The 11,447-nt window shown below is 63.9% G+C and carries 10 protein-coding genes; 4 read left to right on the forward strand and 6 right to left on the reverse strand.

Going from position 1 to position 11,447, the window contains the following annotated elements; genetic code table 11:
• The first annotated feature begins 3 nt into the window (after positions 1-3).
• From C8D92_RS02480 to ccmI, 4 genes are all read left to right on the forward strand, one after another.
• Positions 4-2,010 carry a heme lyase CcmF/NrfE family subunit gene (locus C8D92_RS02480; RefSeq protein ID WP_116918317.1) on the forward strand — a complete coding sequence of 669 codons (2,007 nt, stop codon included), beginning with the start codon at positions 4-6 and terminating at the stop codon, positions 2,008-2,010.
• The gene (locus C8D92_RS02485) at positions 2,010-2,546 is read left to right on the forward strand and encodes a DsbE family thiol:disulfide interchange protein (RefSeq protein WP_095610524.1); all 537 of its coding nucleotides are present in this window, start codon (positions 2,010-2,012) and stop codon (positions 2,544-2,546) included. Before C8D92_RS02480 ends, C8D92_RS02485 begins: the two co-directional genes overlap by 1 nt.
• On the forward strand, positions 2,546-3,013 hold the full coding sequence (locus C8D92_RS02490) for a cytochrome c-type biogenesis protein (RefSeq protein ID WP_095610525.1): 468 nt from the start codon (positions 2,546-2,548) through the stop codon (positions 3,011-3,013). Before C8D92_RS02485 ends, C8D92_RS02490 begins: the two co-directional genes overlap by 1 nt.
• Before the next feature lie 63 nt (positions 3,014-3,076).
• A complete protein-coding gene (ccmI, locus tag C8D92_RS02495) occupies positions 3,077-4,342 on the forward strand; it encodes a c-type cytochrome biogenesis protein CcmI (RefSeq protein ID WP_116918318.1) in 1,266 nt (421 codons plus the stop codon).
• On the opposite strand, the gene C8D92_RS02500 is transcribed toward ccmI, so the two are convergent.
• The 6 genes from C8D92_RS02500 to C8D92_RS02525 are packed head-to-tail and all read right to left on the reverse strand — an operon-like array spanning position 4,343 to position 11,274.
• Positions 4,343-6,094, reverse strand: a complete 1,752-nt coding sequence (locus tag C8D92_RS02500; protein WP_116918319.1) for a BatD family protein — start codon at positions 6,092-6,094, stop codon at positions 4,343-4,345. It abuts the gene before it with no gap.
• Entirely contained in the window at positions 6,088-7,896 is a 1,809-nt protein-coding gene (locus C8D92_RS02505; RefSeq protein ID WP_116918320.1) for a VWA domain-containing protein, read from the reverse strand. Before C8D92_RS02505 ends, C8D92_RS02500 begins: the two co-directional genes overlap by 7 nt.
• Positions 7,889-8,896 carry a vWA domain-containing protein gene (locus tag C8D92_RS02510; protein ID WP_116918321.1) on the reverse strand — a complete coding sequence of 336 codons (1,008 nt, stop codon included), beginning with the start codon at positions 8,894-8,896 and terminating at the stop codon, positions 7,889-7,891. The genes C8D92_RS02505 and C8D92_RS02510 overlap by 8 nt, the downstream gene beginning before the upstream one ends.
• Positions 8,896-9,354: a DUF4381 domain-containing protein gene (locus C8D92_RS02515; protein ID WP_243402324.1), complete on the reverse strand. Its 459-nt coding sequence runs from the start codon at positions 9,352-9,354 to the stop codon at positions 8,896-8,898. The genes C8D92_RS02510 and C8D92_RS02515 overlap by 1 nt, the downstream gene beginning before the upstream one ends.
• Positions 9,355-9,379: 25 nt before the next feature.
• Positions 9,380-10,306 carry a DUF58 domain-containing protein gene (locus C8D92_RS02520; RefSeq protein ID WP_116918322.1) on the reverse strand — a complete coding sequence of 309 codons (927 nt, stop codon included), beginning with the start codon at positions 10,304-10,306 and terminating at the stop codon, positions 9,380-9,382.
• A gap of 5 nt (positions 10,307-10,311) precedes the next feature.
• The gene (locus C8D92_RS02525) at positions 10,312-11,274 is read right to left on the reverse strand and encodes an AAA family ATPase (RefSeq protein WP_116918323.1); all 963 of its coding nucleotides are present in this window, start codon (positions 11,272-11,274) and stop codon (positions 10,312-10,314) included.
• Positions 11,275-11,447: the final 173 nt, after the last annotated feature.

Here is an 11,447-nt window from a genome sequence, read left to right on the forward strand (position 1 = left end):
CCAATGGTTCCTGAGTTTGGACATTTCGCGCTGATTCTTGCCCTGGCTTTGGCGGTGCTGCTCTCGAGTGTGCCGCTCGCCGGAGCCCTGACGGGCCGCTCGGCGCTGCAGGGGTTTGCGCGCCCACTGGCGACGGGGCAGTTTGTGTTCATCGCCATTGCGTTCATGGCACTGACCCGAGCGTTTCTGCTTGATGACTTCTCGGTGGCGTACGTCGCCAATAACAGCAACAGCCTCTTGCCCTGGTATTACAAGTTCAGTGCGGTCTGGGGCGGTCACGAGGGGTCGCTTCTGCTCTGGATTCTGGTTCTTTCGGGCTGGACGCTGGCGGTGGCGATATTCAGCCGGCGGCTGCCAGCGGACCTGCTGGCCCAGGTGCTGTCGGTCATGGGGATGGTGAATGTCGGGTTCCTGCTGTTCATCCTGCTCACGTCGAACCCTTTTGAGCGACTGCTGCCGAATGTGCCGGCGGACGGAACGGACCTGAATCCTTTGCTTCAGGACGTTGGGCTGATCATCCATCCGCCGATGCTGTACATGGGGTATGTGGGGTTCTCGGTGGCGTTTGCGTTTGCCATTGCCGCCTTGATGCGGGGCCGACTGGACTCGGCCTGGGCTCGCTGGACCCGGCCCTGGACGACGGTGGCTTGGTGTTTTCTCTCACTCGGGATTGCGTTGGGAAGCTGGTGGGCCTACTACGAGCTCGGCTGGGGTGGCTGGTGGTTTTGGGATCCGGTCGAGAATGCTTCGTTCCTGCCCTGGCTGGCCGGCACCGCGCTCATGCATTCGCTGGCGGTGACCGAAAAGCGTGGCGTCTTCAAGAGCTGGACGGTTCTTCTCGCCATCCTGACGTTCTCTCTGAGCCTTCTCGGAACCTTCCTGGTCCGTTCCGGGGTACTGACGTCGGTGCATGCCTTCGCCTCGGATCCGACCCGGGGCCAGTTCATCCTGGCGCTACTGGGCATTACGATCGTTGCCTCACTGACCCTGTATGGATTCCGGGCGCCGGCCGTCCACACTCGCGTCCGCTATGGTGCGCTGTCGCGGGAAGTTTTCCTGCTGATGAACAACGTCTTGCTGATGGCCGCGATGCTTGTGGTTCTGGTGGGTACACTGTATCCGCTGGTTCTGGACTATCTTGGCGGTGGCACGTTGTCGGTGGGCGAACCGTACTTCAACCTGACGTTCAGCCCGCTGGCTGTGGCGGTGGCGTTGATGCTGGGAGCGGGCGTCTTTTCGCGCTGGAAGCGGACCGATGGCGGCTGGCTCGGACGACAGTTGCTATGGCCTGCCGCCGTGAGCCTGTTGATCGCCGTTATCGTGCCGCTCTGGCTGGGTGGGTTTGAGCCCTGGGCCTTCGTGGGCTGCTTTGCCGCGTCGTGGGTACTGGTGGCGACCGTCCGGGATATCTGGGGCAAATCGGCCTCCCGGCATGGTCGCATGCACGGCCTGCGCCGGTTGACCCGCAGCTACTACGGCATGGTGTTTGGCCATCTGGGGATGGCGGTCGTCATGGCCGGCGCGACGGTGGTCAGCAATTACGGCGTCGAGCGCGATGTCCGTATGACACCGGGCGACCAGGCGCGGATCGGCGATCTCACGTTCCGGTTTGAGTCAATCGGAGACCGGGAAGGGCCGAACTACACCGCCCAACAGGGCGTCTTTGAGGTGCGTGAGGAGGGACGCCTGGTCACGACGCTGTATCCCGAGAAGCGAATTTATAACGTTCAGCGTAGTGTCATGACGGAAGCGGGCATCGACGCCGGACTGTTCCGGGATCTGTTCGTTGCGCTGGGTGAGCCTGTCAACGGTGCCAGCGCCTGGGCCGTTCGGATCCAGCACAAGCCGCTGGTGCGCTGGCTCTGGCTGGGGGCGATTTTCATGGCGTTCGGTGGTGGGCTGGCCATCAGCGACAAGCGGTACCGGTTGCGACGTCGTGAGCGCAAAGAGACTGATCGTCAGAACGCCTCTGGCGTTGGCGAGCCGGCGGCCGAAGGAGGTCCGGGCTGATGCGACGCCTGTATCTGTTCATCCCGCTGGCGCTGGCTGTCGCTCTGGGGGTGGTGCTGGCCTCTGGAATTGGTCGTGACACGAGCAGCCTTGATTCGGCATTGATCGGCGAGCCCGTGCCCGCCTTTGAACTGGCGACCCTGTCGGACCCGGACGGTGCCCGCACGCCGGACGTGTTTCGTGGCCAGACACAGTTGCTCAACGTCTGGGGCACCTGGTGTCCCTCCTGTCGGGTCGAACATCCAGAGTTGATGCGTTTGGCCGACGAAAAGGGCATTCCGATCGTTGGACTGAACTACAAGGACAACCGGGATGCGGCACTGAAATGGCTGGAAGAGCGTGGCGATCCGTACTCGGTGACGCTGTTTGACCCGCAGGGCGCATTTGGATTTGATCTTGGCGTCTACGGCGCGCCGGAGACGTACATCATTGATGCCGAGGGTATCGTCCGGTATCGCCATGTGGGTGTGGTGAACGAACAGGTCTGGCGCGAGACTCTGGCGCCGGTGTTTGAGCAATACCGGCAGGAGGGGTGATGCGGGCATTCTGCCTATTGGCGCTGTTATTGGTGACCCTGAACGCCGCGGCGACCAGCGCGACATACCAGTTCGAATCCGAGGCGGACCGGGAGCGGTTCCGGACGTTGACCAGCGAGCTGCGCTGTCCCAAGTGCCAGAACCAGGCGATCGCCGACTCGAACGCGCCCATTGCCAGTGATATGCGCGAGCAGGTTCACCGCATGGTGGTCGAGGGTCGCTCAAACGACGCGATCATGGAAGCGATGGTTTCCCGCTTCGGTGAGTTCGTTCGCTACCGCCCGCAGGTGGAGCCCCGAACGTGGCTGCTCTGGCTGACACCTCTCATTGCCGTTGGCGTCGGCCTGATTGTGATCGGCGTGCTGCTGATTCGATCGAGTCGGCGTTCCCCGGAATCCTCGGTCCTGTCGGAAGAGGATCGACAGCGCGCTGATGCGCTGCTCAACGGATCGCCCCGCGATGACTGACGGTGACAGGCCGACGCCCTCGCCAGCGGCGACGTCGACACGTTTTATTGAGACGGATACTGAATGACCACTGAATTCTGGATTGGACTGACCGCAATGATCGGCCTGGCGCTGGTGTTCGTGCTCGCGCCTGTGATGTTCTACAAACGCCCCACTCAGGACGGAACCTCGACGCGGGAGCAGAATCTGGCGGCGTATCGCAGCCGGTTGATGGAACTGGATGAGGATTACCACGCAGGCCGGATCGATGGCGCAACCTGGCAGCAGATGAAGGACGAGCTGGCCGGGTCGCTCCTTGATGATGTGGGCGAGAACGCAGCGCCCCGCCATGATGCGGGTCGACGCCCGGCAGTAGTCGTTGGGTTGGTGGCTCTGATTCTCATCCCGGCGGTGTCGATCGGGCTGTACCAGGACTGGGGCGCACTGTCGGACCTGGAGCAGTACCGCACCATGCAGGCGATGGATGATAGTGGCGGCAATCGGGTTCAGCGAATGACCGATCTGGCCGGCCAACTGCGCGATCGACTCACGGACAGCCCGGACAATCCGCGGGGCTGGGCCATGCTGGGCCGGACCTATATGACGCTGGAACGATACCAGGACGCCGCCTGGGCGTTCCGTCAGTTGGCCGGGCATGTTCAGGACGGGACCGAGCGGGCGGCGACCGCCTGGGGGCTGGCGGCGCAGGCGGAGTATTTCGTGAGCCGGGGAACCCTGAGCGATCGCGTTCAAAGCGCCATCAAAAAGGCCCGGGAACGCAACCCCGATGAAGTGAATGCGCTGGGTGTCCTGGGCGTTCATGCCTTCAGTCAGGAAGCCTACCGCGAGGCGCTGGGGTATTGGGAGCGGATTCTTGAGGTGGCGCCGGATCATCCTCGGGTCGCCTCGATCCGCGACGGCGTGGCGGAAGCGTACCGACGGCTTGGGGAGCCGGTCCCGGAATCGGTCCGCTCGGCGATGGCCGACGACGGCGGCGCGTTCGTGACCGTGCGGGTCTCTCTGGCCGACCGTCTCCAGGGTGAAGTGCCTCCGGAGACAGCACTGTTCGTCTTTGCAAAAGCGGCCGGCGGGGCCCCCATGCCACTGGCGGCCGCACGGTTGAAGGCGTCCCAGTTGCCGACGACCATCCGTCTGGACGACAGCATGGCGATGACGGAGTCGCGAAGCCTCTCGGATGCCGACCGGGTGATGGTGACCGCCCGGTTGTCACGCAGTGGCGAGGTTCAACCGCAGTCCGGCGACTGGCAGGGGCAGCTGTTGCAGCCGGTGACACTCTCCGACTATCAGGGCCAGCCGCTGGCGTTGACCATCGATCGGGTCATTCCCTGATCAGAGGTTTCCCAGCCGTTGTGGGTAAAGCGGGGGCAGACTGTCGTCACTGTCCTCCTGTGAGGGCGCCGTCTCCCTGAGACGGCGCAGGGCATCCACCAGAGGCTCCGGAGACCAGCCCGCATCAACCCGCTCGCTGTACAGATGCTCCTGTAGCTGACGGATGGCATGCTCAAGGCTTGGGTCGTCGTGCACGGCCAGCAGGTCGCTTACCGAGTGCAGGTCGTCACGACCAAAGCGCACACAGGCCCAGGCGGGTAGTAGCTGTAGAGTATTCCCATCGCCCCGTCGGGCGTGTGCCAGCAGTTCCCGGAATAGGGCCCGCTCGTCATCGGGGCGTGCCGGGCGCGCCTCCGGCCCGGTATGATCGCGGTTGCGCCACCACCATAATGCCAGTGTCATGCACCAGAGCGCGCCGAGAACCAGGGCGATCCAGAACCAGACGCTTCCCGATTCACGGTTGCCCGGCTCGCTGGCCGGTGGCTCGGAGCTGGGCTGTTCCGTGGATGGCGCGGGGTCTCCTCCGCTGTCGCCCCTTGTCGGAGCGGTCGCTGCCGCCTGATCGTCCGCCGCTTTGATCGTGATGGTGCGGGCCGGGATCACGGCTTCCCGCTGGCGGTCATTGACGGTATCCCACCATGGAATGCGGATCTCCGGAATGCGGACGGTGCCGGGCTCGACGGCGACCAGCGTGGTTTTTTCGGTGCGGCTCGAGGTCACCGTGCGGTCGTTGACATCGGCGGTCGTATCCGGCTGTTCCGGGTAGCTGCGAAGCGCCTCGGGGTAGGACGGCTCAATCGGTGGCAGTGCTGAACCCAGTAGCCCCAGCGCGTCAATTGTCACCGTTCGCTCGATATTGTCGCCGACCTGGACCGTCTGACGGGCATTGTCCCATTGTTGTGAGATTTCCAGGCTGGTTGCCGGTAGCCACACCCGACCGCTGAACCCATCCGGTTTGCCGGAGACGGGTACGGTCACTTTGTCCGCCCGCTCTCTCAGGAACTGCAGTCCCTGATCCGCGTTGCGAACCCGGCCCCGGAAGCGGATGTCACTGAGAGTGATCGCGTCGGTGGTCTGGGGGTAGATGACATAGCGACGCTCCACCACCCGATAGCGCTCACCGTGGCGGACGCGCTCATACTCGCGTTGCTTGCCCATTTTCTCCATGAGCACGTTGGCGAGTTCCGGTTCGCTGAGTTCGCCGCGGATGAGATTGCCGCGATAATAGAGGCGGAGAGTCACCACCAGCTGTTCCTGAACATACACGGCATCCTTGTCGGTCGTCACTTCCAGAATCGCGCTGGGCGCCTCCCCCTGCTGCGGTGGCGCATTGCCGGACTGCACGGTGATGCTCAGGGGATCGGACTGGGCATCCTTGAAGGGGAGGGCCGGGATGGAGAGAGTGCCGGTGCGCTTGGGGGCGAGCTGATAGGTCCACGTGATGGTCGCCTCACTCTCGCCATTAACGGTGCGCAGGCTGTACTTCTGGTGGCGGTCCATGATCTCGAAGTTATCCTGTAGCGCGGTAATATCCGGCTCCGGGAGATCCATGTCGGACAGATTCAGAAGCTGGCTGATGTCCATGGAGAAGGGCATGGTGCCGGTCAGCGTCAGCTTCAGGGTTTCGTTCTCGTACAGGGTATCGCGATCCACCCGGGCTTCCAGGGACGCGCCATCGGCGAGGGCCGGCAGGCACAACAACAGCCAGGCAAGGCCCAGCCAGGCGGTGAGGCGTCCTGTGTTGCTTACCATGGCGTGTCTCCCTTGCTGTCGCGTGGTGTGCTGCGTTCGCGGTACTGATACAGGAACTTCCGTCGCATCAGCCCCGACGGGTCATCGGGAATGCGCCGCAGCCACTGTTCCTCACTCTGGCTCAGGGGCCGTTCGCTGGTCTCCCCGGGTCGTGGCGCCGCGTTGCCCTGTCCTCCTCCGGGGTTCTGCTGATCGCGCCTTGCCTTGCTGGAAGGCGCCTGTTGCGATTGGTCATCAGCCTGGCCCGGCGTGGTCGATGACTCTGACGGGTTGCCCTGACGTCCCTGCTGGTTCTGTCCGGACTGACCGTTCTGGTCTCTTTGCTGATCACCCTGTTGATTCTGCCCGGACTGCCCGTCCTGACTGCCCGTCCGGGACTCCTGTTGACGGTTCCGCTTCTGTTGCCCATTTCCGGACTGTTGTTTCTGTTGTTGTCGTTTCTTGAGCGCCTCCCGCACGATATCCCGGTTGTGGGCTGCATCGGTATGGTTGGGGTTACGCTCCAGCGCCGTCCGGTAGGCGTCCAATGCTGCCTTGAGGCGCCCCTGTCGCGCCAGGGCATTGCCGAGGTTGTAGGCCGCATCCGCCGAGTCGCTTTGCGAAAACGCCTCGGCCGAGGACTTGAAATCACCACTGCGATAGAGTGCACTGCCACGCCACTGCGGGTCTGTGAGCTGATTGGCAGCGCGGGCCGGATCGGACTCGATCATCTGTTCAGCGCGCTGATCCTCGCGTTGCCAGAGCCCGTCCCAGTCCAGCGCCTGGCCGGTCCGGGGCATTACGGGCACCAGCACGATCACCAGTGCGAGCACGAGGCCGCGGCGCCAGGCGAGCAGGGCAAGAATGCCCAGCGGCCAGAGTAGCCAGTAGCCGTCGTCCTGCCAGCGATCGATCGAGCGACCCCGGTCGGTCTCCTGCCAGTCCCCGTCGCTGTCACCGCCGAGAGCCAACCGCTTGATGTCCTCACTATTCAGCGCCAGGCGGGCCGATTTCCCGCCGGTCGCCCGGGCGACGCGGGCGAGGGCGTCCGGGTCCGCACGGCTGATCACCACATTCCCCTGGTCCCGGATGAAACCACGGTCCTTGAGTGGAATCGGGCTCCCCTCCCGGGTGCCGACCGTGAGCGTGCTCAGATCGTAAGGAGTGCCTTCCAGGATGCCGGGGATGCGTTGTTGATCCGCCTCCCTCAGATTGTCCGCCATCAGAAGAATGCGGCCCTCGGCCGGCGCCCCGCGTTCCATCAGGGCGAGGGCACGTTTCACGCCCAGATCGGCCCGATTGCCACTGGCGGGCATCATGGTGGGGTCGAGTACGTCAATCAGCGTCTCGATGGTCTGGCGGTCGTCGGTCAGGGGGGTGACCACATGAGCATCGCCGGCATAGACGACCAGGCCCGTGAGGCTGCCCTGGCGGGCGGAAAGGATGTCCCGGATCTTACGCTTGGCCCGCGTCAGACGATCCGGTTCTTCGTCGGTCGCCAGCATGGACAGCGACAGGTCCAGCACGATGACGAGGCTGTCCTGGCTGGTTTTCAGCGGCGTCGGCGCCTGTCGCCAGCTCGGGCCGGCGAGAGCAACGGCGGTCAGTACGACCAGAGTGGCGGCCAGCACACCCGTGCCGCGACGGTGCAACCCGGCAGCGTCTGCTTCGCCGTCGTCTGTCAGTGCCCGAAGCAGTGGCGATGGAATCAGGGCGGACCACCCATGCTGCCCCTGCCGGCCGTAGCGCACCCACAGCGGTACCAGCGGCAGCACCAGCAGGAGGAGCAGCCATAGTGGTCGCAGGAAGTGCAGGTCAGCCATGGGCAGCCTCCTGTGAGCGTTTTCGGGAGACAGCGGCGGCCTGCAGCACCAGGAAAAGGACCAGCGCGCCACCGACCGGCCAGACGTACAGGTCGTCCACTGGTCGGTAGTGCTGTCCGTCCAGTTCGACCGGTTCAAGCTGGTCGATTGTGTCGTAGATGGACTGCAGTTCGCCGGTGTTCCGGGCCCGGAAGTAGCGTCCGCCGGTTTTTCCGGCAATGGACTGAAGCAGTGCCTCGTCGAGGTCGCGGGATGGATTGACGGTGCGCGACCCGAGGATGCCTTGTTGGGTCATGCGTTCGGCACCGATCCCCACCGTATAGATCCGGACTCCGGCGGAGGCGGCGATGTCGGCCGCCTTTTCCGGTTCGACTTCACCCGCAGTGTTGGCGCCGTCGGTCAGCAGCACCATCACGCGCTGCTCCTGGGGCCGGTTGCGCAGGCGTTTGACGCCCAGCCCGATGGCATCGCCAATGGCGGTCGCCCGTCCCGCCATGCCCAGCCTGGCCTCATTCAGCAGCGTCCGGATGGTGTCGTGGTCGAACGACAATGGCGCCTGGACATAGGGACGACTGCCGAACAGAACCAGTCCGAGGCGATCCCCTTCGCGGTTGAGGATGAAGTCATCCAGGACGTCCTTGACGGCCTGCAGCCGGTTGACCGACCGACCATTCAGGGTCATGTCCATCTCCTCCATGCTCGGAGAAATGTCGACGGTCAGCAGCAGGTCCCGGCCGGTCACCGGTTGCTGGATCAGCTCGTCAACGTATTGGGGGCGCGCCAGACCCAGAACCAACAGCGTCCAGATCAGCCAAAGCAGCAGTTGCTGCCAGGCCGGTGTGGGCTGCCCGTGTCGGCTCACGCCGGGCAGGTTCTGGAGCCAGTGAGCCGTTGGCAGCGCTGGAGCGCTGATGGTAGCGGGTTTCCGGCGTCGCCATACCATCATTAACAGTGGCACCAGGATCAGGGGAAGCACCCAGGGATAGGCAAACGTCAGCATCAGGCTCTCCGCAACCACGTATCGGCCAGTGCAGCGGCTCGCGAGGGGGTAATGTCCGGTGCCGGGTGCCAGGCCGCCTGGACCAGTGCGCGGACCTCCACGTCGGACAGCTGTGGCACGGTCTGGCGCAGTAATTCAACCCAGTCGTCGCCGCTCAGTGCGTCAGGGTGCAGTGACGGATCACGCGAACGGGCCGCCCGTTTGAGCAGTGCGTTGAGTTCGGCGAACCAGCGGTTGTCGGCTTCTGCACAGGCGCGAAGCGCATCAAGCTCGCGACGGGCCTGCCGGCGCCAGCGTCCCCGGGCAATCCAGCGTTGCACCAGCCAGGTCAGGGCGACAAGCGCCACGACCACAATCACAGCCAGTATCCACCAGCCCGGCGCAGGCGGCCAGAAGCCGCCTGGCTCCGGCATGTGGATGTCACGAAGGCCGGCGAGTGGATCGGTTGCTGTGCTCACGGTCCTGATGGCTCTGTCTGGTGGTTCATGATCGTCCCCGAAACCCGAGACGCCGGATGATATCAGTCGGATCGTCGCCGGTCTGACCCTGAATCACCGGCACAGCAGCACGTCCGAAGCAGCGTTCAATGGCCTCGTCATGGTCACGTACCTGCTGTTCAAACGCCTCCCGGAACGCCGGATTGGCACTGTCGAACCAGATGGGGCCGTCGGGGCCGCTGACGGCATAGCGTCCCGGAGGCGGCAATGTCCGTTCAAAGCGGTCAACGATTCGCACCGCCGTGACGTCATTATGTCGCGCCAGCCGGGTGATGTGGCCAGGCGTGGCATCGCTGAGGCCCATGAAATCGCTGATGATCACGATGCGGCTGCCGGTGTGGGCAATGCGTTCGGTTTCGGTCAGCGCATCGTCCAGCCGGGAATTGCCACTTGCCAGCGTCTGTACAGGCTCGGCCTCCCGATGCACCAGGCTGTCGAGAAGATGGAGGACCGAGCGCCGCCGGCGTGCTGGACGCAGGACATCGATGCGTTGGCTGGTAAAGACAACGCCCCCCACCTGGTCCCCGGCAAACAGGCCCAGCCAGGCCAGCAGGCTGGCACACTGCGCCACCCGGACCCGTTTGAAAGCGCCTTCGCTGGCGAAGTAGAGCGAGTCGCCCTGGTCACAGATCAGCAGTAGCGGGCGTTCGCGCTCCTCCTCGTAGAGCTTCGTGTGCGGTTCCTGTCGCCGGGCGGTGACGCGCCAATCGATGTTGCGGATGTCGTCACCCGGCTGGTACTGACGCACTTCGGCGAACGCCATGCCGCGTCCACGCTGGGCTGAGCGCTTGAGCCCCGCCTGCCGGCTGTCCCGGGCCCTGGAGGAGGGCAGACGCAATGCCCGGGCGTCGGCCTGAAGCCGGATCAGGTCCGGGAGTGTGATCTGGGTCAGGGGATGGGCGCTGTCCGTCATGACGATCAGGCGGGCACCGGAACCCGGTCGATCAGCCGCTGAATGAGCTGGTCGGGCGTAATCCCTTCGGCTTCGGCTTCGAACGTGGGTAGAACTCGATGGCGCAGCACATCGAAGGCCACCGCCCGCACGTCGTCCGGACTGACGAAGTCCCTACCATCGAGCCAGGCCTGGGCACGGGCACAGCGATCCAGCGAAATCGTGCCGCGAGGACTGGCGCCGTATGCGATCCAGCGTGTCAGGTCCGGATCGATCTCGCCGGGATGTCGCGTTGCCAGGATCAGGGCAACCAGGTAATCCTCAACGGCATCGGCCATGTAAAGCCCGGCGACCTCCTGGCGGGCCTGGAAAATACTTTCGGGCGTAATTACCAGCTCCGTGCCCGGTTCGCCCTGACGGTAGTCCTCACGGGCCAGGCGAAGAATGTCCCGCTCCGCGGTGGCATCCGGATAGTCGATCTGGACATGGAACAGGAAGCGGTCGAGTTGGGCTTCCGGCAGCGGATACGTGCCTTCCTGTTCGATGGGGTTCTGCGTGGCCATGACGAGAAACAGGGGGTCCAGCGGGAAGGTTTTCAGACCCACGCTGACCTGGCGTTCACCCATGGCCTCGAGCAGCGCCGACTGAACCTTGGCCGGGGCTCGGTTGACCTCATCCGCCAGTACCAGGTTGTGGAAGATCGGCCCTTTCTGAAATTCAAAGTGACCCGTCTCCGCGCGATAGATCTCGCTGCCGGTCACGTCGGAGGGGAGCAGATCCGGGGTGAACTGGATGCGGTGGAAGTCACCGTCGATGTGCTCGGAAAGCGCTTTAATGGCCTTCGTTTTGGCCAGACCCGGGGCACCCTCCACGAGCAAGTGGCCGTCAGCCAGCAGTGCCATCAGCAGTCGGTCCACCAGTCGTTCCTGTCCAATAATACGTTTGGAGAGTTGGTCGCGGAGCGCCTGGAATTTAGCCTGATGTGACATGGGGATCCCGTCGTGGTGAGTGAATCTGTTTGAGGTTCCTTAACCTTCCGGCAAAAATCAAGGGATTGACTATGCTTTACTCAGTCGGATGTGATCTGTGCCCCGCATTATCGGGGACGGTTTCGGGACCGGCTTTGGCGACCTGAGTTTATTACCATTCATTCACCCGGGAA

The organism is Tamilnaduibacter salinus, from assembly GCF_003096655.1.
Taxonomy (GTDB): Bacteria; Pseudomonadota; Gammaproteobacteria; order Pseudomonadales; family Oleiphilaceae; genus Tamilnaduibacter; species Tamilnaduibacter salinus.